The organism is Ruegeria sp. BHSC223 (assembly GCF_059613025.1).
Map to the genome: position 1 here is coordinate 1 of NZ_JBXWRR010000026.1, position 26,167 is coordinate 26,167.

Here is a 26,167-nt window from a genome sequence, read left to right on the forward strand (position 1 = left end):
CATGCGATCATGGCTGCCCATGTCAGCCATGCGGATACTCTGGGTGCGGCTTATGGCCGGGCGACCGGGTTCATGGACCTTATGGACAATTCCTTTCGTTTCTCACTGCGTGAGAGTGGTGCCAGCCTGCTTTTCGAGATGACGCGCATCCCCGGGCGCACGGTGCTGAACACGACAGCGGTTGAAATGGTGCTGGTTCTGGTCGGGCGCATGCTGGCCTGGATGGTGGGCAATCGCGGCGCGTTGAACGGGGCCTGGTTCGAACATGCCGCGCCCGGACATGCCAGCGCCTATCGCGCTATGTTCCAGCGGGCGCCGATGCAATTCGGCCAAAGCTCTTCGGGGCTGGCAATCCCGCGGGCGCTGATACGGCTGCCGGTGCTGCGTAGCGAGGAGCAAGCAACGGCCTATGCCCGGCGCACGCCGCTTGACGCATTCCTGCCTCAGGACGCATCTGCCGGTCTGCCGCTTGAGGTGGCGGTGGCGGTGGAAACCTGCCTGTCGGTCGAGGGGCGGCTGCCCGACATGGTCCACGTCGCCGCCACCCTGCAAATGGCGCCGCATACGCTGCGGCGGCGGCTCAAGGCAGACGGGGTGGATTATTCCGATATCCGCAAACAGGTGCGCCGCGACATGGCGGTGCGCCTGTTGGCCACCACCGGGGACAGCGTCGAAGCCATCGCCGCCCAGACCGGGTTTTCCGAGGCAAGCGCCTTTATCCGCGCCTTTCGAAGCTGGACGGGCCTGACCCCGCGTGCCTATCGGAAATCGGAATTGTAAAGTGGCGGGTGATCAGTCGTTGCCGCAGAACAGGGAATAGAGCAACCCGATCACCTGTTCCGTATTGCTGTCGGACAGAGAATAGAAAACGGTCTTGCCTTCGCGCCGGGTGCTGACCAGCCCCTCTTCGCGCAGCCGGGCCAGCATTTGGCTGACCGCCGCCTGCCGGATATCCAGGAGGGTCTCCAACTGTCCCACCGATTTTTCACCCGCCCCCAGATGGCACAGGATCATCAAGCGCCCCTCATGCGCAAGCGTCTTGAGATAGCCCGCCGCGCGGGCGGCGTTGCTCGCCATATCATCGGGTGTATCTGGCGACAAAGGGGGGGCGTCTTGCACGGTCACTGTGGCGTCCTGTCCTCGTAAATGGCGTCAATATGCCTCAAGGACAGGCCGGATGTCACCCCTAGATCGCAGGCGCACCGCCCTGAAACGCATTGCCGCTGGCATAGTCGCAGGGGGCTTCCTGCATGTTCAGATGCAGGTCATGCCCGGTGAAGGGATGGGCGCGCGCCAGGTCCTCGTCCACTTCGATCCCCAGGCCGGGGGCGTCGGGCGGAATCACAAATCCGTTATCGACCCGGATCGAACCCTTGATCAGCGCATCGTGGAACGGGGTTTCGATGCTTTCGAGCAGAAGGATGTTCGGGATCGAGGCCGCAAGCTGGATATTGGCGGCCCATTCGATCGGCCCCGCATAGAGATGCGGCGCCATCTGGGCGTTGAACAGCTCGGCGATGGCGGCGACCTTCTTCATCTCCCAGATGCCGCCCGCGCGCCCCAGTGCCGGTTGCAGGATCTCGGCCGCGCCAGCGCGCAGAACCGCGCCAAACTCGGCCTTGGTGGTCATGCGTTCGCCGGTGGCTACCGGGATGCGCACGTTGCGGGCGACACGGGCCATGTCCTCGATATTGTCGGGCGGGGTCGGCTCCTCGAACCAAAGCGGCGAGTAGGGCTCCAGCGCCTGTCCCAGCCGGATGGCTCCAGCCGTGTTGAACTGGCCGTGGGTGCCAAAGAGCAGGTCCGCCTTGTCGCCCACCGCCTCGCGGATCGCCTTGCAAAAGGCGACCGAAAGCGAGATGTCGGTCATCGCAGGCATGTGGCCGCCCCGGATGGTATAGGGACCGGCCGGATCGAATTTCACTGCCGTATAGCCCCGGCGTACCATTTCGGCAGCGCATTCGGCGGCCTGGTCGGGCGAGGTCCAGAACGGCCCAATCTCGTGATGCGGCAACGGGTAGAGATAGGTATAGGCGCGGATACGCTCGTTCATCCGACCACCGATCAGGGCATGCACCGGGCGACCCCGGTCTTTGCCCAGAATGTCCCAGCAGGCGATCTCGAGGCCCGAGAAAGCGCCCATCACGGTCAGATCGGGACGCTGGGTAAAGCCGCTGGAATAGGCGCGGCGAAACATCAGTTCGATATTCTCGGGATTTTCGCCGGCCATGTGCCGGTCGAACACGTCTCGGATCACATGGGTCATCGCCTCTGGCCCGACCGAGGAGGCATAGCATTCGCCCCAGCCGGTGATACCGGAATCGGTGGTCACCTTGACCAGGATCCAATAGCGCCCGCCCCAGCCGGGAGCAGGTGGCGCCGTGACGATGATATCGAGGTCTTGCAGCTTCATCGGGTACTCCATCGAGGGGCGCGGAGGCAAAAAATTTCAAATTTTTTGCTGGCAAATTTTCGGGGAAAATTTGCCGACAGTCTCCGGCGTCAGTTGAACAGGATTACGTTGCGTTTGGCGCTTCCGGTGCGGGTGTCGGCAATGGCTTCGTTGATCTGTTCCAGCGACCAGCGGCCAGAAATCAGTTCGTCGAGTTTCAAGCGGCCTTGCTGGTAGAGGTCGATCATCCACGGGATATCGCGCTGGATCACCACGTCGCCCATTTTCGAGCCGATCAGCCCGTGTCCCTGGAACGAGGCGCTCATCGGTTCGTATTGCGCCATGGCACCGGCATGGGGCATGCCGATCATCACTGCCCTGCCGCCCCAGCCCAGGTATTTGGGCGCCTCGTCATAGGCGCGCACCGCACCGACCGTGACCAGCACTGCATCGGCGCCGCGCCCGCCAAGCGCCTTGTAGGCCGCGCGCCAGGGTTTCGGGCTGGTGGCGAGCACGCCATGGGTGGCGCCGAACTCACGGGCGATGTTCAGTTTCTCTTCGGTCATGTCCACCGCGACGATGCGGCGCGCGCCGGCGATCCGGGCGCCCTGGATGGCGTTCAGCCCGACGCCGCCGGCGCCGATCACCACCACGTCCTGCCCGGCGCGCAGCCGGGCGGCGTTGACCGCCGCCCCGACCCCGGTGATCACCCCGCAGGAGAGCAGACAGGCCACGTCGCGGCCCATCTCATCGGGGATCCTGACGATCTGGCGCTGGCTGACCACCACTTTCTCGGCAAAGGCGCCACAGGCCATGGCCTGTAGCAGCGGACCTTCGTCCGCGGTGCGAAGCGGCCCCTGTTTCACCCCGTCATAAGGTGTGTCGCAGATGGTGGGCTGACCGCCTGCGCAATTGGCACAGCTGCCACAGGCGCGGATCAGAGTGACCACCACCGGATCGCCGGGCGCAAAGCCCTGTACGCCCGGGCCCACGGCCGACACGGTGCCTGCCGCCTCGTGCCCATAGACCGCCGGCAGATGCCCGCCCCAGGCGCCATCGGCATAGGAGATGTCGGAATGGCAGATCGCGACCGCGTCCAGCGTCACCTCGACCTCGCCGGTACCGGGCGGGGCAAGCAACACCTCTTCGATCACCAGCGGTGCGTTGAACTCATGGCAAACGGCGGCGCGGATTTTCTGCATCCCGGCTCTCCTCGGCATTTCTTTACCCTACGGTGGACCGCGGCGCTCGGTGCGGCAAGGTGGAAACCGGCAAAGATACGTCGCTATTACGTCACGGCAGTCCGTGTGCGCAAAAAGATTACCAACCCTGCCGCCATCAATGCCAGCGCGACGAGGAAAGGCGCACCAGGCAGATAGACCGGTGCCTGTGGTCCGGTAAAGCGGGCGAATACGCTGGCCATCAACAGGGGCGAAACGATCATCGACAGGGCATGTACGGCGGACATCACCCCTTGCAGCGCGCCCTGCTGGTCATCGGCGACGCTGCGCGACATGATCGCCTGCAAGGCGGGCGGGACCACCGCACCCATCGCGGTGATCGGGATCAGGATCAGCGCAAGCGTGCCGCTGGCGATGAAGGCGAGCAGGCCGAAACCCACGAAGTCGAACAGTTGACCCCAGATCACCGTGCGGCGCTCGCCAATGCGGCGGGTGATATGCGGTAACAGCCCACCCTGTACCACCGCCATCAGGAAGCCGAAGATACCCAGCGACAGGCCGATCATCTTAGGCGACCAGCCGAACCGCTCCTGCGAGAAATAGGACCAGATCGCCGGGTAGACATAGATCGCCACGGAATAGAGGAAATAGGCCCAGAGCAGCCCCTTGAGCCCGGGCACCTGGCCCAGCATGCGAAAGGCGCCCAACGGGTTGGCGCTGGCCCAGGAGAAAGCGCGGCGGGTGGCCGTCGTCACCGTTTCGTTCATCACGAAAAGGCCGAGGACAAAGTTCAGCCCGGCCAGAACCGCCGCCGCCCAGAATGGCGCGCGGGTGCCGAACTCGCCCAGCACGCCGCCCATCAGCGGCCCCAGCACAAAGCCGACACCAAAGGCCGCGCCCAGCATGCCGAAACGGGCGGCCTTTTGCTCGGGGCGGGAGACATCGGCCATATAGGCCGAGGCGGTGGCATGGGTGGCCGCCGTGATGCCGCCGACGATGCGCCCGGCCAACAGCAGCCAGATACTGCCCGCCACTGCCATCACCACATAGTCCAAGGCCATGACAAAGAGCGAGACCAGCAGAACGGGGCGCCGTCCGAAGGCATCGGACAGGCTGCCGATGATTGGGCCGAACAGGAACTGCATCGCGGCAAAGGCGGTGCTGAGCACGCCGCCCCACAGCGCCGCGTCGGCCAGGGTGCCGCCTTTCACCTCGACGATCAGGTCGGGCATGATCGGCATGATCAGGCCGATTCCCATGGCGTCGATCATCACCGTCGCTAGGATGAAGAGAAAGGGCAGGCGCATTCTGAACCGTCCGGTTTAGTTTGCCAGACCCTAGCCGCGCCGGTCGGGCTTGAAAAGCCGCTAAGTGACCGCTTGCGACCGGACCCGGGCGGCAAAGGCGCGGGCCTCGTCCGGGGCGGCACCCAGCTGTCGGGCCGGGTCGGTCAGGGCCGCCGCGTCGAGCTGCGGCCAGTCGCGCGCGATCAGGTCGCGCAGCGGCACCCGGCTTTCCATCGACTCGGCGCAGAGCGCCTTTACGGCGGCCTGCGCCTCGGGGCGAGGCAGGTTCGCGGCCAGCGCAAAGCTGACCGCCTCGGCATGGATGGTGCCAAAACCCATGTCGAGCGTGGCGGCCATGGTGTCGGGGCAGGGGGCCAGTCCGGGCAGCAGGCGCTGGGTGATCTGCACCGAGGACGCTGCGCCCAGCACGATCTGCGGCAGGCACATCCATTCGGTGAACCAGGCGGCACCATCGCGCTGATAGCGGTGCACGCCCGCGCCATGCAGCACCGCTAAAAGGCCCGGCACCTGCCGGGACAGCGCCACCAGCGCCGAGGGGCCGACCGGGTTCTGTTTCTGCGGCATGGTCGAGGACGCGCCGCCGCCACCCAGCGTGATTTCGGCAATTCCGGTCTGGGTCAGTTCGATGGCATCCTCGCCCAGTTTGCCAAGCGCCAGCGCGATGCGGGTGCACCAGTCGGCGAGCCGCAGCACAGCGGTGCGGTCGGTGTGCCAGCTGCGCCCGGGATCGGTAAGGTTCAGCAGCTGGGCCAGATCGGCGCGCAGCCGCGCCGCCTCGGGGCCCAAAGCGGCGGCGGTGCCGGCGGCGCCGGACAATGACACCAGCAGGCAATCGCGCCTGAGACCGGGCAATTCGCGCAACAGATCAAGCAGCGGCGCTCCCCAGGCCGCCACCACCGCGCCAAAGCTGGTGGGGGTGGCATGCTGGCCATAGCTGCGGCCCGCCATGGGCAGATCGGCATGGGTTGCGGCCAGCCCCGCCAGGATTTCCAAGATCGCACCCAGATCCCGCTCCAGCACCGAAACCGCCTGACGCAGTCGCAGCATCAGGCCGGTGTCGATGATATCCTGCGAGGTGGCGCCCCAATGCACGTATTGCGCATGTTCGGGCGCCTGCATTTCGGTGCGAAAGGCGGCGACCAATGCCGGGACGCAGACCCCGTTTGAACCCGTCGCCTCGGCCAGGGCGCCGGGGTCGAGATGGATTTCCATCGCCGCGCGGTAAATGGCGCCAGCGCTCTCGGCCGGGATCAGCCCCAGCGCGCCTTGCGCCTTGGCCAGCATCCCCTCGACCAGCAGCATCGCGCGCAGCTCGGCGCCGTCGGTGAACAGCCGCCCGGCATCGCCCGCAGGAAAAAGGCGCGCCAGATGCGCGCTGTCAAACACTGATGCGGCCATCAGAACTGTCCTTCGATCCGTGTCAGCAGCCGCGCCAGCCCCTGCGGGTCGGCAAAGAACGGCGAATGAGAGCTGTTCATGACATGGACCCGGTCGGATGGCCAGTCCGCCGTCATCTCCTCTTGGTATTCGGGCGGAATCGTCCGGTCCTCGGCGCAGCGTATATAGGCCTTGGGCACGCTTGCGAACCGGTCGGACAGGGTCAGCGGCGTTTCTTGCGGGGCAATCGCCTGCGGGCAAAGGCGCGGCTGGGCGTAATGCACCCGCTCTGCCCGGCAGTCGTGATAAAACAGATCGGCAACCTTCTCGGGATCGACGGTATAGGACAACCCGTCCTCGGATTTCACCACCGCGTCCAACAGCGGTTGGCGCGGTGCGCGTTTGCGCATCTCGACCATCGACAGACCTGACCGAGGCACGTAGGCGCAGAGATAGATCAGCCCGCGCATCGCGTCCGGGTTTTGTTCAGCGGCGGCGCTGATCGGATAACCGGCCCAGCTGTGGCCCAGGATCAGGGTGTCGGCTGTACTGGCGTCCAGCACCGCGTCGCGACAACTGTCCAGTGTAACCTCGTTGATCGGAGTCACGTCCGACCCGTGACTGGGCATGTTGATGGCGCGCGCCGTGTGGCCACGCTCCTCCAGCGCCGGGATCAGGTCGCGCCAGCACCACGCCCCGTGGCAGGATCCGTGAACCAGAAGAAAATCGGCCATGGCCGTGCCCTCTCAGATATGGCCCACGTCGTGCAGGAACTGCACGAGGCGTTCGGCATAGGCGGCGGGGTGTTCGACACAAGGCAGATGCCCGGCCTTGCGGATCAGGTGGAACTGCGAACCGGGGATCAGATCGACGGTTTCACGCACCAGATCCGGCGGGGTGGAGCCGTCCTCGTCCCCGGCGATGCCCAGGGTCGGCAGCCTGAGGCCGCTTGTGGGGGTATAGAAATCGGTGCCCGCGATGGCGGCGCTGCACCCGGCATAGCCCTGCACCGGTTGCCGGACCAGCATGTTGCGCCAAAGGGTCAGCTCGGCCGTGGTGCGGAACCCGCGCGAGAACCAGCGTTCCATCACGGCATCCGCCAGTGCCTCGATCCCGCCTGCGGTGACGGCGGCGATACGATCCTGCCACATCTCCTTGGTGCCGATCTTGGCGGCGGTGTTCGACAGAACCAGCGCGCGCACCTGATCCAGCCGCTTGACCGCCAGCCCCTGCGCGATCATGCCGCCGATCGACAGGCCCACCACGGCCGCCTCGCGGATATCGAGCATGTCCAGGAGCCGCTCGGCATCGCGCACCAGCGTGCCCATGGCATAGGGCCCGTCCGGCGCGTCGCTCAGGCCATGGCCGCGCTTGTCATAGCGGATCAGTCTTAGCCCCGCGGGCAGATGAGGCAGGATCGGATCCCACAGGCGCAGATCGGTTCCCAACGAGTTAATGAAAAGCACAGGTGCGCCTTCGGGGTCGCCGTCGACCCGGTAATGCAGCCTGATATCCCCCAGATCCGCGATCCGCATGTGGCAGCGACTCCCCTTTCCAGTGTGGAACCAGACTAGGGCCTTACGTAGGGGAAGGTAAAGCTCCCTGACGCCGCATGGCGTCATTTTTCCTGTGGATGGCCCGTTCAGGCAAAGCGCTCTAACGCAGTGCGAAACACCGCCGCGTCGACATTGCCGCCCGAGGCCACGGCAATCACGCTATCTCCTTCGACCTGATCGGCGTGAAACAGGGCCGCTGCAAGCGAGACCGCACCGCCCGGTTCCAGCACGATCTTGAGCCGCAGAAAGGCCAGCGCCATGGCGCGCAGGGCCTCGTCCTCACTCACCGCCAGGCCGGGGCCGCAGAGCCGGCTGAGGATCGGAAAGGTGATCTTGCCCGGTTCCGGCGTCAGGATCGCGTCGCAGATATTGCCGGTTTCCGAAGTGTTGCGGCTGACGGTTCCGCTGGCGAGTGAGCGTTTCACATCGTCAAACCCCTCGGGCTCGACCGGGCGCGCGCGCAATCCCGGCGCCCGGGCCTCAAGCGCCAGTGCCACGCCCGAGGTCAACCCGCCACCGCCGCAGCAGACCAGCACGTCGGCGCTGTCGACCCCGAGTTCTCCCGCCTGTTCGGCCAGTTCGAGCCCCACACTGGCCTGACCGGCGATCACCTGCGGTTCGTCATAGGGCCGGATCAGCGTCAGCCCGCGTTCACCGGCCAGCGCGGTGCCGATCTCTTCACGGCTTTCGCGGCCCCGGTCATACAGCACCACCTCTGCCCCCAGCGCCCTTGTGTTGTCGATCTTGAGCCGTGGCGCATCCGAGGGCATCACGATGACCGAGGCGACGCCATGCAGCGTGGCCGCATGGGCAACCCCCTGCGCGTGATTGCCCGAGGAATAGGCGATGACCCCGCGCGCGCGCGTCTCGGGGTCCAGTGCCGAAATGGCCGACCAGGCGCCGCGAAACTTGAAACTGCCGGTATGTTGCAGGCATTCGGGTTTCACCAGCACCCGGCGCCCGGCGATCTCGTCCAGAAAGGGCGAGGAGAGCAGCGGCGTGCGGCGGACATGGCCCATCAGCCGCGCGGCGGCGGCTTCGATCAGGTCTATGGTGCTCATGCGGTCTCCAGAATGCGGCGGATCAGGTCCAGCGATTGCGGTTCGTCGAGAAAGGGAACATGGCCCCGGTCCGGCACTTCGGCCGAGATCAGACCGGGATGGCGGCGGTGCATCTCGGCCACGGTACCCGCGCCCAGAATATCGGAATTCGCCCCCCGCAACACGGCGGTGGGAATGTCGCGCAGCGCCTCGAAGAACAGCCACAGATCGGGGATCGCCCCGGTGGCAGCCTGATCCAGCAGCGCCTTGTGCAACCCGTCGTCATAGCGCAGCGCCAGCCCCTGGTCGGTGGCGGCATATTGGATCTCGGCCTGTTTGCGCCAGACCGAGAGCGGCACGCCGGGAAACTGAGGCTCCATCGCCTGTTTCAGCGCCAGCGCGGCCTGGTCATGGGTTTTCGAGACCGGTTTCTTGCCGACATAGTCCATGATCCGGGCGATGCCCACCGGCTCGATCACCGGGCCGACATCGTTCAGGATCACCCCCGCCAGCCGGTCCGGGTGGCTGGCCGCCAGTGCCATGGCGATCATGCCCCCGCGCGAGGTGCCCAGCACCGACACCCTGTCCAGCGCCAGATGGTCGAGCAGTTCGATGGCATCATGGGCTTCGCGCAGGACGTTGTAATTGCGGTAATCGGGATCATAGTCGGACTGCCCCCGCCCGCGATAGTCGAGGCGGATCAGCCTCAGATCGGTCACATGCGGGCGCAGGAATTCGAAATCGCGGCTGCACCGGGTCAGCCCGGCAAGGCAGAGAAGCGGTTGGCCGGTCCCCTCGTCCTCGTAGAACAGGCGCAGACCGTCGCTGCTGGTGAAGCTGGCCATTCAGACCCTCGCCAGTTCAGGAATGCCGGTCAGATCCGACAAGATATGGTCAGGGGTCCAGGGCAGCCGGTCCAGCGGCTCGCCCGCGCGGTTGACCCAGGCGGTGCGGAACCCGTAACCCGCCGCCGCCGCCGCGTCCCAGCCGTTGGAGGAAACGAACAGCACCGCATCGGGCGGGCAGCCGAACCGCTGGCCCACCAGGTCATAGACCCGGCGGTCAGGCTTGAAGATGCCGACGCTTTCGACCGAGAGCACATCGTCGAGCACGTCGCCCAACCCGGCTGAGCGCACCGCGCCATCCAGCATGTCGGGCGACCCATTGGACAGGATCGCGGTTTCCAGCCCGGCATCCTTGAGCGCGCGCAGCATCGCAGGCACCTCGGGATAGGCCTGCAATTGCCAGTAGAGGTCCAGCAGCCGTTGGCGCAGCGCGGCATCACCCGCCAGCCCAACCGCCTCGAGAGCCCAGTCGAGCCCCTCGCCGGTCACTTGCCAGAAATCGGTATGCGCCCCTGTGATCGCGCGCAGCCAGCTGTATTGCAGCTGTTTCAGCCGCCAATGGCTAGCCAGCGCCTGCCAATGCGGGCGCAGGGCGGTGTTTTCGGGTTCATCCGCCGCCTGCCGGGCTGCGGCGGAGACGTCGAAAAGTGTGCCATATGCGTCGAACACGCAAGTGGTGATGGGCATCGGGTCCTCCTTACCGTGAGCAGGTTCTCATATGTTCGTATTGTGAGAAAGTGCCGGGGTTTACTTTGTTGTGACAAGGCTTAGTCTGCGCGACTGAAGGTTATTTTTATTGGGAGAGGATATGTCTGAGGTTAAGAATGGCGATAAAGTGCGGTTCCACTACACCGGAACTTTTACCGATGGGACAGTCTTTGACAGTTCACAGAATCGAGAACCGCTGGAGATCGTCGTAGGCTCGGGCCAGATCATCGGTGGTCTCGACAACGCCCTTCCGGGTTTGAAGGTAGGAGAGACCAAGCGGGTCGAGGTACCGTTTCAAGAGGCATATGGCCCTATGGATCCAAGCCAGCGCCGCGATGTTGCACGCGATCGGATGCCAGAAGGGCTGGAGCTGGAGCCGGGGTTGAAGCTTGAGATGCGGCAACCCAATGGACCTGCTGTCGACGTCACGGTTGTAGAGGTCGGTGAGACGATGGTGACGCTGGATGCCAATCACCCATTGGCGGGCAAAGATCTGGTGTTCGAGGTGGAAATCGTTTCGATCAACTGAAAGAAGACGACCAACCCTTGACGGGGTTGGTCGTTTTCAAAAGCGCGGGTGCCACCGCAGGCCAGGGTCTGTTGGCGTGTCCAGCGTGCTCTACATCGAGTCGGGTTGAGGCATACCCAGAACGTGGAAGCCGCCATCGACGCGGATGATCTCGCCCGTGGTGCAGGCGCCTGCGTCCGAAGCCAGATAGACCGCAGTACCGCCCACCGCCTCGAGCGTTGCGTTCGAGCGCAGTGGCGCGTTCTGGTCGCAGAACTTGAAGGTCTTGCGCGCACCGCCGATGGCGGCGCCGGCCAGGGTCTTCATCGGGCCGGGCGAGATCGCATTCACGCGGATCCCGTCGGGGCCCAGGTCATTGGCCAGATAACGGGTCGCCGATTCCAGCGCCGCCTTGGCAACGCCCATGACGTTGTAGTTCGGCACCACCCGGTTCGAACCCTGATAGGTCAGCGTCAGCACGGTGCCGCCATTTTCTTTCATCATCGGATAGGCGCGCCGCGCCACCTCGATCAGGGAATAGGCCGAAATATCCATCGAATGTTTGAAATTCGCCCGCGTTGTGTTCAGGAACCGGCCTGTCAGTTCGGACTTGTCCGAATAGGCGATCGCATGCACCAGGAAATCCATGGTCGGCCAGCGCGCGGCCAGTTGTTCGAAGGCGGCATCCAGCGACGCATCGTCGGTGACATCCGCATCGACCATGAAATCGCTGCCGACACTGGCGGCCAGCGGTTCCAGCCGCTTGCCAAAGGCCTCGCCCTGGTAGGTAAAGGCCAGTTCCGCCCCCGCTTCGTGCATCGCCTTGGCGATGCCCCAAGCGATGGACCGGTCGTTCGCGACCCCCATGATCAGGCCGCGTTTGCCCTGCAAAAGTCCCGACATCTGCCCTTACCCCCTGAACTTGCTCAGCACCATCGATCCGTTGGTGCCGCCAAAGCCGAAGCTATTGGTCATCACCGAATCGAGGCCGGCGTTTTCCACATATTGCGTTGCGACCTCGCCGGGCTGGATGCCTTCGGCCAGGGTCTCGACATTGATCGAGGGCGTGATGAAGTCATGTTTCAGCATCAGCAAGCAGAAGATCGCCTCGAGCGCGCCCGCAGCCCCCTGCGCGTGGCCGGTCATTGACTTGGTCGAGCTGATCGGAGGCACGCGACCCTCGCCGAACACGCGGCGCACTGCCTCGACCTCGCCCACGTCGCCGACCGGGGTCGAGGTGCCATGCGCGTTGATATAGCTGACCTTGCGGTCCTCGGGCAGGGTGGACACCGCCAGCCGCATCGCCCGTTCGCCGCCCTCGCCCGAGGGTGCCACCATGTCATGCCCGTCCGAGGTGGCGGCATACCCGGTCACCTCGGCATAGATCTTGGCACCCCGCGCCAGGGCATGCTCCAATTCTTCCAGCACCACGATGCCGCCGCCGCCCGAGATCACGAACCCGTCGCGATCTTGGTCGAACGCGCGCGAGGCCTTCTCGGGCGTGTCGTTGTATTTCGACGACATTGCGCCCATCGCGTCGAACAGGCAGCTGAGTGTCCAGTCCAGTTCCTCGCCACCACCGGCGAACATCACGTCCTGCTTGCCCATCATGATCTGCTCGGCGGCATTGCCGATGCAATGCAGCGAGGTCGAGCAGGCCGAGGTAATGGAATAATTCAGGCCCTTGATCTTGAACGCGGTGGCCAGGTTGGCCGAGATGGTCGAGCACATGCATTTGGGCACCGCGAAGGGCCCGATCCGCTTGGTCGCGCCGGTCTTGAGCACGGTCTGATGCGCGCTCAGCATGGCACTGGTCGAGGGGCCGCCCGATCCGGCCACCAGACCGGTGCGCGGGTTGACGATCTGATCCTCGGTCAGGCCGGCGTCGGCGATGGCCTGTTGCATGGCGATATGGGCATAGGCCGCACCCGGCCCCATGAAGCGCAGCGCGCGCTTGTCCACATGCTCGGCGACGTCGATCTTGAGCGTACCAGCGATGCGGCTGCGGAACCCGTGTTCGGCCATTTCCTCGCTGGCGACGATGCCAGACCGGCCCGCCCTGAGCGAGGCGGTGACCTCTTCGGCATTGTTCCCGATGGACGAAACGATGCCCAATCCGGTGACGACGACACGGCGCATACGTGTACTCCCTTCGTTGCTTACGCCTTAGTAGGCTTTGAGGGATGGAGGTGCAAGATGGGGCATGATGCGAGATTTAGCGCTCGGCAAGCTCGCGCGTTCGTTGCCGTTGCCGTTTGATGTATGGCCCATCAACCATGTCCTCTGGGGGCAGATCGAGCAGGCAGTTTATGAACGCGGCCCAAGTGTCATCCTTCAGGTGGAAATCGCGCGGCATTAACGGTGATGCTGAACGCGCCTCCTCTCTGACGCGCTCGAAAAGAGCGCGACAGAAATCAGCTTTGGAGCCTCTGCTGCTGGCCAAGGCAGCAGCAGTTATGCTGTCGTCTATCTCGATCTCCGCGTTTTGCGCGTCGACCGCGATCTCGGCCGCAATATCGGAAAGGTCCGGCCAGTACTTCATATCGAACCTTGAAGTAAGAGCGTTCAGTTCCGGTTCGACATACCATTTGAAAGAATAGTTGTCCCGAGCCGCCCGGACGATCACATCTACAACGTGATGGTGTGTGTTGCTGCCAAAGGAATGGGAATTCTCTAGATCAGAACGTTCCTGCAAGAAATTACTCAGCCCGTCGGCTAGATCCGCGATCTTCTGGTTCACCTCAGCCAGCCGCGCTTTTGCTTCGCGCATCTCCTGAGAGCTGGCCGGTTCCCAGACGCAGACGGTGCAAAGCAAGGCGTCAACAAAAACGTCTGCGGCGCGATGGTCTCCCTTCAGGGCACAGGCCAGATCATCATAGGCGTCGAGCAACTCGGGGCGACGCTCTATCAACGTGTCCGCTATCCCCGGCCATCGAGGATAGATGTTCTTTTCCAGACAGTAATCTTTCTGCCTTTGGATTGCCGCTTCGCAAAACGCGGCGCTGTTCTTGGGTATGGACATGATTTGCCTCGATGTTTGTCGTAGCCTGGATACTACGCCAACACGAGGCAGAGGTCGGTACCCGTACACGAAAAAGAAACGCGCCTTTCGGGTACTCAATCCGTGAAAGGCGTGTTTGTTGTGTCGCGGGTTCGGGTTGCCTTGTCAGGTAGGCATATTGGGTTCTGAAAGAAATGCGGTTTCTCAGCTTTCGCTGAGCGCGACCTTCATGTCCTTGACCTGATAGATCACCTCGCCATCGGCCTCGACGATGCCGTCGGCAACGCCCATGGTCAGGCGGCGGGTCTGGATCGCCTTGGTGAAATCCACCTTGTAGGTCAGCATCTTGCGGTCGGGCCGCACCATGCCGGTCAGCTTGACCTCGCCCACACCCAGCGCATAGCCGCGCCCTTGCCAGCCGCGCCAGCCAAGGTTGAAGCCGGTCAGCTGCCACAGTCCGTCCAGGCCAAGGCAGCCGGGCATGATCGGGTTGCCAGGGAAATGGCAGTCAAAGAACCACAGGTCGGGAGTGATGTCGAACTCGGCCCGAATGTGACCTTTGCCATGGGCGCCGCCATCGGCGGACACCTCGGTGATCCGGTCCATCATCAGCATCGGCGGCGCCGGCAGCTGTGCATTGCCGGGACCAAACAGCTCGCCACGAGCGCATTTCAGCAGTTCGTCCTTGTCAAAGCTGCTCGGGTATTGGGCCATCTGCCTGTCTCTCCTGCCTGTGGGTCTGTCTAGCATAGCTGGACCCCTCTAGCATCGCCAAAGCTTGTCCCGCAAGGGCGGCAAAGGGATCTGTGGTCGCAGATCCACAGCCAGATGCGAATGAATTTCATTTGAGTTTTCCACGCCGCGCCCTTTATATATACTGTCAGTCGCAACGGAACGGGACCGATGACGCCAAATCCTCAGGAAATCGCCACCGACTGGCTGGTCGATGCCGGGCTGCGCCCGACCCGTCAGCGCGTGGCGCTGGCCGAGCTGTTGGTGGGCGATGGCCGCCACCGCCATGTGACCGCCGAAAGCCTGTTCGACGCCGCCCGGACCAAGGGCGCCGCCGTGTCGCTGGCGACCGTCTACAACACGCTGCGCGCCTTTTGCGAGGCCGGTGTGTTGCAGGAGATCACGGTGGATGGCTCGAAAAGCTATTTCGACACCAATACCCACGATCACCCGCATTTCTTCTGGGAGGACGAGGGGCGGCTGTCGGATGCGCCCTCGGACCAGCTGGTGATCCAGCGCCTGCCCGAAGCGCCCGACGGGGTCGAGATCGCCTCGGTCGATGTGGTGATCCGGTTGCGGCGCAAGGGCTGATCAGCCCGCGGTGAACAAATCCGTCAAGACCTGTGCCGCCCGCGCGGTGGTTGCGTCCGCCGCGCCGGTGCCGTGCCGGGCGAGGATCACGGATTCGCTCAGATCCGCCCCGGCGATCGGGCGACTGAGCAGCGGCCTGCCGTCATAGCTGGCCGGATGGGCGGGCGCGGCATAGCTGATCCCGACGCCTTCGCCATGGGCGGCGAGGCTGCGCAACAGCTCCAGCGTGGCAGCCCGGTGCGCCACCAGCGGCGACAATCCATGCCGCCGAAAGAGACCCAGCATATGCTGCGCCGACAGCCCCTCGTCCGACAGGATCAGCGGATGCGCGGTCAGCGCCTTCAGGTCGGGATCGGCGCCCCGGGCCAGCGGATGTTCCGGAGACATCAGGGCCTGCGGGTGGCTGCGATAGAGCGGTTGGCGATCAAACCCGGCATCCAGCCCCAGATCATAGGTCAGCGCCAGGTCGATCTGGCCCTTGAGCAGCGCCGATATCAGCGCCTCGAACCCGTCGGCGCGGGTGCTGATCGTCACATCCGGCAGCGCCCGGCGCAGCGCGTGCAGGGCAGGGGCCAGCAGGAAGGGCGCCAGATCGGTGAAACAGCCCAGATGCAGCTGTCGTTTGGCCGGGCGGGGATGGGCCGGATCCTCGATCCGGGCCGCGTCGGACAAAAGCGCCTCGGCGGCGGTGATGAAATCGCGCCCTGTCGGGGTCACCGCCATGGCCGAACCTCGCCTGCGGATGAAGAGGGGCTGGCCCAGATGCGTCTCGATCTTGGCCAATGCGGCAGACAGTGCCGGCTGGGATACGTTCAACGCGGCGGCGGCGGTCGACAGGCTGCCATGACGGCCCACGGCACAGACATATTCGTATTGGCGCAGGGTAAGATATAACATCAATCTATTTATTAATTCGAAAGATATGATTTGAACAGAAGTTCCCGTCATGCGCAGAAAGAGGCAGGACATCAGCCCCGGAGAGATCGCCATGCCGCACCCGCTTGTCACGCCCGAGATGATCGAGACCTTTCAGCGCGACGGTGTCGTGCTGGTCCGGGGCCTGTTCGCCGATCATGTGGAGGCCCTGCGCGCCGGGATTGCCGCCAACATGGCGGCACCTGGCCCCTATGCCTCGGAAAACCGCAAGGAGGGGCATACGGGCCTGTTCTTTGACGATTATTGCAACTGGGAGCGTATCCCAGAGTTTCGCGAGGTGATCGAGACCTCGCCCGCCGCCGAGGTGGCCGCCGACCTGATGCGGTCGCAAACCGTGCAGATGTTCCACGATCACGTGCTGGTCAAGGAGCCGGGCACCTCGATGGCGACGCCCTGGCACCAGGACGGGCCCTATTACTTTGTCGAGGGGCGCCAGACCGTCAGTTTCTGGTCACCGCTGGACCCGGTGACCGAGGCGACGCTGCGCTGTGTGGCCGGGTCGCATCGCTGGGAGAAGGAGGTTCTGCCGACGCGCTGGGTGTCCGAAGAGGGGTTCTTTGCCGATGAGGGCCAGTACATGCCGGTGCCCGACCCCGAGGCCGAGGGAATGCGGATCGTCGAGTTCGAGATGGCGCCGGGCGATGCGGTGGCGTTTGACTATCGCACCCTGCACGGCGCGCGCGGCAATACCAGCAATTCGCGGCGCCGCGCCTTCTCGCTCCGACTGGTTGGGGATGACGCGCGCTATGTGGAGCGTCCCGGTCGTACCTCGCCGCCCTATCCGGGGCACGACATGATGCCCGGTCAGCGCCTGCGCGAGGATTGGTTCCCGGTGCTGCTGCGACGCTAGAGGGGGCGCTGCCCCCGGCGCTGGCGCGCCTCCCCTGGAGTATTTATGGCGAAATGAAGGGACAGGCCGGGATCAGAACCACTGTCCCGGTTCCATCAGCCCCAGATCGAGCAGCTGGCGGGAATGCCATTCGAAGGGGGTGGAGTTGTGCCAGCGGAAGCTGTGGATCTCGAAGGTTGATCCGGGGTTCTTCTTCAGCGCCTTGGCGGTGCGGAAGGAACAGATCGCCGCCGTCAGGTTGTGATGCCAGGGACAGGCATAGGTGTTGTATTCCTGGTCGTCGAAAGTGTGATCGGGACGCAGATGCAGGCCGGGCGCCGATTTGAACAGCGAAATGCGGTCGATCTTGCGGCTGTCCTTGGGGATATGTTCCTCGTAGCGCCAGCGCACGCCGCCGAAGAAATCGAGCTGCCGTTCGCGCGGATGGCCGGTTTCCGGGTCCTTGCGGGCCTGGGCGTAATAGCCGGATCTGTCCAGAAAGGCGCGGTCGAGCGAGACCCCGATGGGAAAGGCGCTGAGGTCGTCGGCATAGAGGTCGATGACATAGGTCAGCATGGCATCGCGCCGCTCTTCGCCGTGAAAGGCCAGCATCTCGCCGATGCTGCGGGTCTCGCAGAACGGATAGAACAGGTATTCGGCGTTGAAGCAGTAATACATCCAGATGCCCGGCGCCGCGGCGATGATGCGGTTGATCGCATTGGTCACCGCCAGGCGCGGGCCGCAATCGAAGGGGATGCGATGGACCCGGTTTTCCACGTCGGGGGGCAGGGTAAAGGCATCGGGCATCAGCGCCAGCACCGATTTGAACCCGCATTGGATATGGTGGCGCATGGTGGTGGCCAGTTCGACATCGTCCTCGACGAAGATCATCGCCACCGGCCCCTTGGCCAGGGCCTCGGCCCCGGTTTTCAGGAAATGATCGAGTGAGGCGTATTCCATGCCTGTCCAGCCTGCCTTGCGTCTTTGCCTGTCTGGCATTCTGGGCCAACTTCGGTTAATTGCGCGTGCATTGCAAGCGGCGCCCGAACCCTGTAGAGGCCGCCGCTGATCCCGCGAAAACAAAGGTCCGTCCGATGTCCGACCCCAAGAAGCTGTTTATCAAGACCTATGGTTGCCAGATGAACGTCTATGACAGCGAGCGCATGGCCGAGGCGCTTGGCGGGCAGGGCTATGTCGAGACGCAGAGCGCCGAAGACGCCGACATGATCCTGCTCAATACCTGCCATATCCGGGAAAAGGCGGCGGAAAAGGTCTATTCCGAACTGGGCCGGTTCAAGGGGCTGAAGGCCGCGAAGCCCGATCTAAAGATCGGGGTTGCAGGCTGTGTCGCCCAGGCCGAGGGCGAGGAGATCATGCGCCGCCAGCCGTTGGTCGATCTGGTGGTCGGGCCGCAAAGCTATCACCGCCTGCCGGAACTGGAAGCCAAGGCGCGCGCAGGGGAAAAGGCGCTGGACACCGATTTCCCCGAGGAAGACAAGTTCGAAAAACTCACGAGCCGCCCCAAGGCGAAGCGCGGCCCGACCGCGTTCCTGACGGTGCAGGAGGGCTGCGACAAGTTCTGTGCCTTCTGCGTGGTGCCCTATACCCGTGGGGCCGAGGTCAGCCGCCCGGCCGACCGCATCCTGCGCGAGGCCAACGAACTGGTCGAACGCGGGGTGCGCGAGATCACGCTGCTGGGTCAGAACGTCAACGCCTATCACGGCGCGGGGCCGAACGGCGACATGACACTGGCCGGGCTGATCTGGGAGCTGGACAAGATCGACGGGCTCGAGCGCATCCGCTTTACCACCAGCCACCCCAATGACATGAGTGACGACCTGATCGAGGCGCATGGCACCTGCGCCAAGCTGATGCCCTATCTGCACCTGCCGGTGCAGGCGGGGTCGGACAAGATCCTGAAGCGGATGAACCGCAGCCATACCGCCGAGAGCTATCTGCGGCTGATCGAGCGCATCCGGGCGGCGCGTCCCGACATTCTGATGTCGGGCGATTTCATCGTGGGCTTCCCCGAAGAGACCGAGGCCGATTTCCAGGCCACGCTCGATCTGGTGGAAGAGGTGCGGTACGGCTATGCCTATTCCTTCAAATATTCGACCCGCCCCGGCACCCCGGCGGCCGAGCGCGCGCAGGTCGACCCGGCCGAGGCCGACGACCGGCTGCACCGGCTGCAAGCGGTGATCACCCGCCACCAGCGCGAGATCCAGGACAGCATGGTCGGGCGCGAGGTCAGTGTCCTGTTCGAAAAACCCGGTCGCCTGCCCGGCCAGATGGTCGGCAAGAGCGAATACCTTCATGCGGTTCACGTGCAGGATTCCGGGCTTGAAGCCGGGCAGATCACCCGCGTTCGGATCGTCGCGTCGGGTGCTAACTCACTGGCGGGCGAGCGCGTATAAGCGCGTGTAAAGGGTAGCTCGCGCGACCCTGTCTCGCTGCAGCCATCTGTTGATTGCTGCTGAATTGATGACGATAGCAGCGCAAGCCTTGATCTGTTTTGAATTTGGAAACAAATTTTGGAGATCAGCTTTGTGGAATGTGCCGAGCACACCAATGTGAATCGGCGAGGCATGAGTAAACAAACGCAGAGAACTTGCCAGTCCAGAGTTAACGATTTTGGTCCAATCGACTTGGTGCGATAGAGACTGTAAGCAAAATGGATTCAATGGCTCGTGGATTTCTCTTCACAAAAATCTCGAATATTCTTAACCTTGCAGCAGTTTCGCGTCCGGCGGTCTAAGTCGATACAGCTGGCTGTTGGTAGTGGGGGAACCAGGTGAGGAATTTTCGGTGACAGATTTCAAATACAGAAGCGTGGCTGCCGCGCTTGCAACCGTGCTTGCACTGACTGGGGCGGTAACCGCTCCGGCGCTTGCCCAATCCAGCAGCGAGGGCACCAGTCGGACCGTGATCGGTGAACGCTATGTGCCGACCATCTGGGTTGATCCGGATGGCTGCGAGCACTGGGTGATGGATGACGGCGCCGAGGGCTTCATGACACCACATGTCCGCCGCGACGGAACCCCGGTCTGTCGCCGGGGTGCGCTGTGCGGTACGATGCCGACGGATCAGTTTTTTGCGACCGACAGCTATCGCATATCATCTGAAGGGCAAGCCCGGCTGCGCCAGTTCTTTCAGGAAACCGGCGCCAACGGCTATATCATCACCGGCCATACCGACAGCCGGGCTTCGGACGCCTATAACTTGCGGCTTTCGGTCAACCGGGCCAATTCGGTCGCGCGGGTGGGACGCGCCTCGGGCGCCCGCATTGTTGATGTACGTGGTTACGGCGAACGCGATCCGCGCGTACCCAATACCAGCGCCGCCAACATGGCGCAGAACCGCCGCGTCGAAATCATCTGTGTGAACTGAGGAGAGCGACATGAAACTGTTCAAGGGAATCGCCCTTCTCGCGGCTCTGGGCGGGCTTGCCGCCTGTGAAGCGACCGACAAGACCCGCGACCGAGGCATCGACGCAAAGGATCTATCGCAGCTCAAGGCAGGCATCTGGGTTGATCCGACCGGTTGCCAGCATTGGATTATCGACGACGGTCTCGAAGGCTATCTGTCTCAGCGGATGGATCGTAACGGCAAGCCGGTCTGCGACGACTCGCTGCCCAAGGGTGTGGCCACCGGCCCGTTCAAGGAAGGCTCGAACATCGTCGACGCGATCTGAGTGCCTGACATGACATCAGGGCCGCCCCATGGGGCGGCCTTTTTTTGTTTCAAACAGGTGAAAACTTTGCGGTCCCGCTTGCACCGACCGCAATATCTTGGCTACGCTTGTCCCAGGACTGCGACTACAGGAGAGCGGATGGCCATCAGTGCCCTCACACCACCGCAAGACAGCAGCGCCCCCGAGGAGCTGCAACTGGAATTCCCCGACAACCGGCTGTTGATAGATTTGTGCGGCGAGCATGACCGCCACCTGGTGCTGATAGAGCAGGTGCTGGGAGTGCAGATCGTGCGGCGTGGCAATCTGCTGTCGGTTCTTGGCGAGGTCGGCGCGCGCGACCGCGCCGCCGAGGTGCTGGAGGCGCTGTACGAGCGCCTGCAATCGGGCCGCCCGGTCGAGGGCGCCGATGTGGACCGCGAATTGCGCATGGGACGCGGCGAAGAGGCCAAGGATACTCCGGCGGAGGACCAGCTGGAGATGTTTCTAGGCGGCCGGATCGAGATCAAGACCCGCAAGAAGCCGGTCGAACCGCGCACCGACGCGCAAAAGGCCTATGTCAAATCACTGTTCGAGAACGAACTGGCCTTTGGCATTGGTCCGGCGGGCACCGGCAAGACCTATCTGGCGGTCGCGGTGGGCGTGTCGATGTTCATCAACGGTCTGGTCGACCGTATCATCCTCAGCCGTCCGGCGGTCGAGGCGGGCGAGAAGCTGGGCTATCTGCCGGGCGACATGAAGGACAAGGTCGACCCCTACATGCAGCCGCTTTATGACGCGCTGAACGATTTCCTGCCGGGCAAGCAGGTGGCCAAGCTGATCGAGGAAAAGAAGATCGAGATTGCGCCGCTGGCCTTCATGCGGGGGCGCACGTTGGCCAATGCCTTTGTGGTGCTGGACGAGGCGCAGAACGCCACCACCATGCAGATGAAGATGTTCCTGACCCGTCTGGGCGAGGGCAGCCGCATGGTGATCACCGGCGACCGCAGCCAGGTCGATCTGCCTCGCGGGGTGACCTCGGGTCTGGCCGATGCCGAACGGCTGTTGAAGCCGGTGCCGGGCATCAGCTTCAATTATTTCACCTCCAAGGATGTGGTGCGACACCCGCTTGTCGCCGCCATCATCGAGGCGTATGAGGCTGACACGGGCTGAACGGAGTTGGGTTTGTGAGTAGGATCGCTGGGTATTTGGCGGCGCGGAGCGAGGAAGCATGACGCTGGATCTGACGCTGGAGGATTCGCGCTGGACCATCCTGCCGCCACTGGCTGACCGGGCGATTTCGGCGACGCTGGCGCAGATGGGGCTGGACCCAGAAATTTGCGAAATCAGCTTGCTTGGCTGCGACGACGATCGCATCGCAGCGCTGAATGCCGAATTCCGAGACAAGCCCGCCCCCACCAATGTCCTGAGCTGGCCCGCCGAGGATCTGGCTGCCGAAGAACCGGGCGGAGAACCCTTCGCGCCCGAGGCCGACTTCACCGGCGCCATTCCGCTGGGCGACATAGCCATTGCCTTTGACACCTGCCAGCGTGAGGCCGTGGCCGCGGGCAAACCTATGGATGACCATGTGACTCATCTGATTGTTCACGGCCTGTTACATCTGCTGGGCTATGATCACATCCGTGACGAAGACGCCACGCTGATGGAGGGATTGGAAAGTCAGATACTTGGCAACCTGGGGCTTGATGACCCATATACTATGGAGTGAGGGGCCAAGGGGCCTCGATTTGGAACAGGATTGATGGGCGACATAGAAGGCAGTTCTAGCGCAGCGCAGAGCGCGCAGCCGGAAGAAGCCGGCGAAACGAACGCAGACAAGACAGGGTTTTTCACCCGTATCATGGATGCATTTTCATCCGGTGAAAGCCATCAGGAACAGGCCCCGAACGGGGCCACGACGGCACCCACGCCGGTGCCGGGAATTCTAAACCTTCGTCGGATGCGGGTCGAGGATGTGGCGATCCCCACGGCCGAGATCGTGTCGGTGCCATTGTCGATCTCCAAGGAGGAGCTGGTCCAGATCTTCCGCGACAGCGGCATGACCCGGATACCCGTCTATGAGAATACGCTCGATACGCCGCTGGGCTTCGTACATCTCAAGGATTTCGCGCTGACCCATGGTTTCAACGGCAACTCGACACAGTTCGACCTGCGCTCGATGCTGCGCCCCTTGCTTTTTGTGCCCCCCTCGATGCCGATCGGGGTGCTGCTGACCAAGATGCAGACCGAACGGCGTCACATGGCGCTGGTGATCGACGAATATGGCGGGGTCGATGGATTGCTGACCATCGAGGATCTGATCGAACAAGTGGTCGGCGAGATCGAGGACGAGCACGATACCGACGAGGCGCAGACCTGGGTCAAGGAACGGGCAGGCTGCTATATCGCGCAGGCGCGCACGCCGCTTGACGAGTTCGAGACCGAGATCGGCCGCTCGCTGACCAGTCACGAGGATGTTGACGAGGAAGAAATCGACACTCTGGGCGGGCTTGTCTTCATGCTGTCGGGCCGGGTGCCCGCGCGCGGCGAAGTCGTGCCGCATCCCGACGGGGTCGAGTTCGAAGTCATGGATGCTGACCCGCGCCGGATCAAGCGGCTCCGGGTGATGATTCCCGACACCGCCGAATGAGCATTCTTTCAGGCTGGCAACTGTGGCAGCGCATGATGCTGGCCGCGGCGCTGGGGGCTGTGGCCGCGCTTGGCCTGGCGCCGATGTCGTTATGGGTTGCCACGATCGGCGGCCTGATGGCGGTGCCTGCCTTGTTGCTCGCCGCTTCGGGCCGGCGCGAGGCGGCCTGGACCGGGTGGGCCTTTGCCACCGGCTATTTCGGCCATGCGCTGATCTGGATCGTCGAGCCGTTTATGGTGGACGCTGCGCGCCACGGATGGATGGCCCCCTTTGCCTTGCTGCTGATGTCAGGCGGTTTGGCCTTGTTCTGGGCGGCTGCCTTTGCTCTTGCGGCGATGCCTTGGCGTGGGCCTGAGCGGCGCGTGCTACTGCTCGTGCTGACGCTGGGCCTGGCGGAAATGGCGCGTGGGTATGTGTTCACCGGCTTTCCCTGGGCCGGTCTGGCTCAAATCTGGGTCGAGACCGATATGGCCCTGCTGCTGGCCTGGATCGGGCCCAACGGTCTGGCGGTGATGACGCTTGCTGCGGCCTTGATCCCCGGTGTCGGGCTGGCGCGGGGGCTCGGTGGACGCGCGTTGCTCTTGCGCTGTCTCCCGCCGCTGGCGCTGGGGCTGGCGGCGCTGGCCGCGGATGCGGCGCGCGCGCCGGTTGAAAGCAGCGGCAAGGTGGTGCGCTTGGTGCAACCCAACGCGCCGCAGCATCAGAAATGGGATCCAGACTGGTATCCGGTTTTTCAGGAGCGACAGATCCGCTCGACTGCAGCCGGAACGCCGCCGGATTTGGTGGTTTGGCCGGAATCGGCGCTGCCCTATTGGCTCGACGAGGCCCGACCGGTGCTGGAACGTATCGCCGCCGCCGCGCGTGGCGCGCCGGTGCTCTTGGGCGCGAACCGGGCCGATGGCCCCCGTGTCTACAACTCACTTGCAATGATTGGCGCGGGCGGGCAGGTCGAGGCCACCTATGACAAGCATCATCTGGTCCCGTTCGGTGAATATGTGCCGATGGGTGATGTGCTGGAGCGGTTCGGTATCTCGGGGTTCGCCGCTCGCAGCGGGGGGGGCTTCAGCGCAGGGCCGGGCCCAGAGGTCTTGCCGATCCCGGGCATCGGTGCTGCGCTGCCATTGATCTGCTACGAGGCGGTGTTTCCGCGATATGCCCGCAGCCCCGCCGGGCGGCCGCGTCTGCTGGTGCAGGTCACCAACGACGCCTGGTTCGGAACCTGGGCTGGTCCTTATCAGCATCTGGCACAGGCGCGGATGCGGGCCATCGAACAAGGATTGCCAATGGTTCGGGTGGCCAATACCGGCATTTCGGCAATGATCGACCCGCATGGGCGCATCACAGCCGCGTTGCCTTTGGGACATGACGGATACCTGGACGTCGAATTGCCGCAAACGCTGCCGCAAACGGTTTACGGCCGGACCGGCGATGTGCCGTTGCTGCTGGCGATGCTGGTTCTGCTCGCTGGTGCCGCGCGGATACAAGGCCGATGCATGTCGCCAAATAGCGATTGACCTTGCCATTGGCCCCGCGTATCCCGGCTTGGACCTGCCACAACGGCTTCCTGGCGTGGCGAGGGAAACCTTTAATGGAGCACTTTTCATGTCCCGACAGAACTACATCTTCACTTCGGAATCCGTCTCCGAAGGGCACCCGGACAAGGTGTGCGACCGCATTTCCGATGCGGTGCTCGACGCCTTTTTGACCGAGGAGCCCGAGGCGCGCGTCGCCTGTGAAACCTTTGCCACCACCAATCGCGTCGTGATCGGCGGCGAAGTCGGCCTGTCCGATCAGGCCAAGCTGCGCGAATACATGGGTCGGATCGACCAGATCGCCCGGGACTGCATCAAGGATATCGGCTACGAGCAGGACAAGTTCCACCACGAGACGGTGGAGATCACCAACCTGCTGCACGAACAGTCGGCCCATATTGCCCAGGGCGTCGATGCCTCGGGCAACAAGGATGAGGGCGCCGGCGATCAGGGCATCATGTTCGGCTATGCCACCACCGAGACGCCCGCACTGATGCCGGCCCCGATCCAGTACAGCCATGCCATCCTGCGCCGTCTGGCCGAGGTGCGCAAGAACGGCACCGAGCCCGCGCTTGGCCCGGACGCTAAATCGCAGCTGTCGGTGATCTACCGTAACGGCAAGCCGGTGGGTGTATCCTCGATCGTGCTGTCGACCCAGCATCTGGATGAGGCACTGACCAGCGCCGACATCCGCGCCATCGTCGAGCCCTATATTCGCGAGGTCCTGCCTGAGGGGTGGATCGGCGCCGATACCGTCTGGCACGTCAATCCGACCGGCAAGTTCGTAATCGGCGGACCCGATGGCGATGCCGGCTTGACCGGGCGCAAGATCATCGTCGACACCTATGGCGGTGCCGCGCCACATGGCGGCGGTGCCTTCTCGGGCAAGGATCCGACCAAGGTGGACCGCTCGGCCGCCTATGCCGCGCGCTATCTGGCCAAGAACGTGGTGGCCGCCGGCATGGCCGAGAAATGCACCATTCAGCTGAGCTATGCCATCGGTGTGTCGGCGCCGCTGTCGATCTATGCCGATACCCATGGCACTGGCACGGTCGCCGATGCCGAGATCGAGGCGGCAATCCCCAAGGTCATGAACCTGACCCCGCGCGGCATCCGCACCCATCTGGGTCTGAACAAGCCGATTTACGCGCGCACCGCCGCCTATGGTCATTTCGGTCGCGAGCCCGAGGCCGATGGCGGCTTCAGCTGGGAGCGCACCGATCTGGCCGAGGCGCTGAAAAAGGCGGTCTGAACCGACGCATCGTGATCGACAAGAGGGCGGCCAGTGGGCCGCCCTTTTTCTTGAGCTGCCGCG

At 63.8% G+C, this 26,167-nt stretch carries 28 protein-coding genes and 1 riboswitch; of the genes, 12 read left to right on the forward strand and 16 right to left on the reverse strand.

The genetic code is table 11. The annotated features are described in order from the left end of the window. The coding region (locus AC2FNY_RS20240; RefSeq protein WP_496803569.1) for an AraC family transcriptional regulator at positions 1-780 on the forward strand (780 nt) is incomplete at its 5' end. Between the two features lie 12 nt (positions 781-792). Here the strand turns inward: AC2FNY_RS20240 and AC2FNY_RS20245 are convergent. From AC2FNY_RS20245 to AC2FNY_RS20290, 10 genes are all read right to left on the reverse strand, one after another. After that, positions 793-1,077: an ArsR/SmtB family transcription factor gene (locus AC2FNY_RS20245; protein ID WP_496803594.1), complete on the reverse strand. Its 285-nt coding sequence runs from the start codon at positions 1,075-1,077 to the stop codon at positions 793-795. Positions 1,078-1,186: 109 nt separating this feature from the next. Then, positions 1,187-2,413 (reverse strand): mandelate racemase/muconate lactonizing enzyme family protein, encoded by a 1,227-nt coding sequence (locus AC2FNY_RS20250; RefSeq protein WP_234176914.1) that lies wholly within the window; start codon positions 2,411-2,413, stop codon positions 1,187-1,189. Between the two features lie 89 nt (positions 2,414-2,502). After that, entirely contained in the window at positions 2,503-3,594 is a 1,092-nt protein-coding gene (locus AC2FNY_RS20255) for a Zn-dependent alcohol dehydrogenase (protein WP_234140292.1), read from the reverse strand. Positions 3,595-3,680: 86 nt separating this feature from the next. Next, a complete protein-coding gene (locus AC2FNY_RS20260) occupies positions 3,681-4,880 on the reverse strand; it encodes a TCR/Tet family MFS transporter (RefSeq protein ID WP_234168092.1) in 1,200 nt (399 codons plus the stop codon). Positions 4,881-4,940: 60 nt separating this feature from the next. Continuing rightward, on the reverse strand, positions 4,941-6,278 hold the full coding sequence (locus AC2FNY_RS20265) for a class-II fumarase/aspartase family protein (RefSeq protein WP_496803570.1): 1,338 nt from the start codon (positions 6,276-6,278) through the stop codon (positions 4,941-4,943). After that, entirely contained in the window at positions 6,278-6,991 is a 714-nt protein-coding gene (locus AC2FNY_RS20270) for an alpha/beta fold hydrolase (RefSeq protein ID WP_496803571.1), read from the reverse strand. The genes AC2FNY_RS20265 and AC2FNY_RS20270 overlap by 1 nt, the downstream gene beginning before the upstream one ends. A 12-nt stretch (positions 6,992-7,003) precedes the next feature. Further along, complete coding sequence (gene pcaD / locus AC2FNY_RS20275) at positions 7,004-7,792, reverse strand: 3-oxoadipate enol-lactonase (protein WP_234171567.1); 789 nt, start codon at positions 7,790-7,792, stop codon at positions 7,004-7,006. Positions 7,793-7,899: 107 nt separating this feature from the next. Beyond that, positions 7,900-8,874, reverse strand: coding sequence for a threonine ammonia-lyase (locus tag AC2FNY_RS20280; protein ID WP_496803572.1), 975 nt, complete (start codon positions 8,872-8,874; stop codon positions 7,900-7,902). Then, positions 8,871-9,698 carry an alpha/beta fold hydrolase gene (locus AC2FNY_RS20285; RefSeq protein WP_496803573.1) on the reverse strand — a complete coding sequence of 276 codons (828 nt, stop codon included), beginning with the start codon at positions 9,696-9,698 and terminating at the stop codon, positions 8,871-8,873. Before AC2FNY_RS20285 ends, AC2FNY_RS20280 begins: the two co-directional genes overlap by 4 nt. Further along, a complete protein-coding gene (locus tag AC2FNY_RS20290) occupies positions 9,699-10,385 on the reverse strand; it encodes a haloacid dehalogenase type II (protein ID WP_496803574.1) in 687 nt (228 codons plus the stop codon). A 121-nt stretch (positions 10,386-10,506) separates the two neighbouring features. On the opposite strand from AC2FNY_RS20290, the gene AC2FNY_RS20295 reads away from it, so the two are divergent. Then, positions 10,507-10,935 (forward strand): FKBP-type peptidyl-prolyl cis-trans isomerase, encoded by a 429-nt coding sequence (locus AC2FNY_RS20295; protein WP_234140279.1) that lies wholly within the window; start codon positions 10,507-10,509, stop codon positions 10,933-10,935. 90 nt (positions 10,936-11,025) lie between these two features. Here the strand turns inward: AC2FNY_RS20295 and AC2FNY_RS20300 are convergent, their stop codons facing one another. The 4 genes from AC2FNY_RS20300 to fabA all read right to left on the reverse strand — a co-directional run bounded on the left by AC2FNY_RS20300 (position 11,026) and on the right by fabA (position 14,629). Continuing rightward, positions 11,026-11,817, reverse strand: coding sequence for an enoyl-ACP reductase FabI (locus tag AC2FNY_RS20300; protein ID WP_234140276.1), 792 nt, complete (start codon positions 11,815-11,817; stop codon positions 11,026-11,028). Between the two features lie 6 nt (positions 11,818-11,823). Next, positions 11,824-13,053 carry a beta-ketoacyl-ACP synthase I gene (gene fabB, locus AC2FNY_RS20305; protein ID WP_234140274.1) on the reverse strand — a complete coding sequence of 410 codons (1,230 nt, stop codon included), beginning with the start codon at positions 13,051-13,053 and terminating at the stop codon, positions 11,824-11,826. 76 nt (positions 13,054-13,129) lie between these two features. Continuing rightward, positions 13,130-13,936, reverse strand: a complete 807-nt coding sequence (locus AC2FNY_RS20310) for a hypothetical protein (RefSeq protein ID WP_496803575.1) — start codon at positions 13,934-13,936, stop codon at positions 13,130-13,132. A gap of 183 nt (positions 13,937-14,119) precedes the next feature. Continuing rightward, positions 14,120-14,629, reverse strand: coding sequence for a bifunctional 3-hydroxydecanoyl-ACP dehydratase/trans-2-decenoyl-ACP isomerase (fabA, locus tag AC2FNY_RS20315; RefSeq protein ID WP_234140269.1), 510 nt, complete (start codon positions 14,627-14,629; stop codon positions 14,120-14,122). Positions 14,630-14,818: 189 nt separating this feature from the next. Here fabA and irrA point away from each other — a divergent pair, with 189 nt between their 5' ends. Next, on the forward strand, positions 14,819-15,238 hold the full coding sequence (irrA, locus tag AC2FNY_RS20320) for an iron response transcriptional regulator IrrA (protein WP_496803576.1): 420 nt from the start codon (positions 14,819-14,821) through the stop codon (positions 15,236-15,238). Here the strand turns inward: irrA and AC2FNY_RS20325 are convergent, their stop codons facing one another. Continuing rightward, positions 15,239-16,135: a LysR family transcriptional regulator gene (locus AC2FNY_RS20325; RefSeq protein WP_496803577.1), complete on the reverse strand. Its 897-nt coding sequence runs from the start codon at positions 16,133-16,135 to the stop codon at positions 15,239-15,241. Positions 16,136-16,226: 91 nt separating this feature from the next. On the opposite strand from AC2FNY_RS20325, the gene AC2FNY_RS20330 reads away from it, so the two are divergent. Continuing rightward, positions 16,227-17,024 (forward strand): phytanoyl-CoA dioxygenase family protein, encoded by a 798-nt coding sequence (locus tag AC2FNY_RS20330; RefSeq protein WP_234144288.1) that lies wholly within the window; start codon positions 16,227-16,229, stop codon positions 17,022-17,024. A 72-nt stretch (positions 17,025-17,096) separates the two neighbouring features. On the opposite strand, the gene AC2FNY_RS20335 is transcribed toward AC2FNY_RS20330, so the two are convergent. After that, positions 17,097-17,963, reverse strand: a complete 867-nt coding sequence (locus AC2FNY_RS20335) for a hypothetical protein (RefSeq protein WP_234140334.1) — start codon at positions 17,961-17,963, stop codon at positions 17,097-17,099. 134 nt (positions 17,964-18,097) lie between these two features. Here AC2FNY_RS20335 and miaB point away from each other — a divergent pair, with 134 nt between their 5' ends. The 8 genes from miaB (at position 18,098) to metK (ending at position 26,104) form a co-directional block, all read left to right on the forward strand. Next, positions 18,098-19,417, forward strand: coding sequence for a tRNA (N6-isopentenyl adenosine(37)-C2)-methylthiotransferase MiaB (gene miaB, locus AC2FNY_RS20340; RefSeq protein WP_496803578.1), 1,320 nt, complete (start codon positions 18,098-18,100; stop codon positions 19,415-19,417). 391 nt (positions 19,418-19,808) lie between these two features. Next, on the forward strand, positions 19,809-20,390 hold the full coding sequence (locus AC2FNY_RS20345) for an OmpA family protein (protein ID WP_234168107.1): 582 nt from the start codon (positions 19,809-19,811) through the stop codon (positions 20,388-20,390). 10 nt (positions 20,391-20,400) lie between these two features. Continuing rightward, on the forward strand, positions 20,401-20,694 hold the full coding sequence (locus AC2FNY_RS20350) for a hypothetical protein (protein ID WP_234163612.1): 294 nt from the start codon (positions 20,401-20,403) through the stop codon (positions 20,692-20,694). 138 nt (positions 20,695-20,832) lie between these two features. Then, positions 20,833-21,843 (forward strand): PhoH family protein, encoded by a 1,011-nt coding sequence (locus AC2FNY_RS20355; protein ID WP_234140263.1) that lies wholly within the window; start codon positions 20,833-20,835, stop codon positions 21,841-21,843. A gap of 58 nt (positions 21,844-21,901) precedes the next feature. Continuing rightward, complete coding sequence (gene ybeY / locus AC2FNY_RS20360; protein ID WP_234168108.1) at positions 21,902-22,399, forward strand: rRNA maturation RNase YbeY; 498 nt, start codon at positions 21,902-21,904, stop codon at positions 22,397-22,399. A 33-nt stretch (positions 22,400-22,432) separates the two neighbouring features. Next, on the forward strand, positions 22,433-23,320 hold the full coding sequence (locus AC2FNY_RS20365) for a hemolysin family protein (protein ID WP_496803579.1): 888 nt from the start codon (positions 22,433-22,435) through the stop codon (positions 23,318-23,320). Then, the gene (gene lnt, locus AC2FNY_RS20370) at positions 23,317-24,834 is read left to right on the forward strand and encodes an apolipoprotein N-acyltransferase (RefSeq protein ID WP_496803580.1); all 1,518 of its coding nucleotides are present in this window, start codon (positions 23,317-23,319) and stop codon (positions 24,832-24,834) included. Before AC2FNY_RS20365 ends, lnt begins: the two co-directional genes overlap by 4 nt. 31 nt (positions 24,835-24,865) lie before the next feature. After that, a riboswitch (SAM-SAH riboswitch) is annotated at positions 24,866-24,916 on the forward strand. A gap of 6 nt (positions 24,917-24,922) precedes the next feature. Beyond that, positions 24,923-26,104: a methionine adenosyltransferase gene (gene metK, locus AC2FNY_RS20375; protein WP_496803581.1), complete on the forward strand. Its 1,182-nt coding sequence runs from the start codon at positions 24,923-24,925 to the stop codon at positions 26,102-26,104. Positions 26,105-26,167 lie beyond the last annotated feature (63 nt).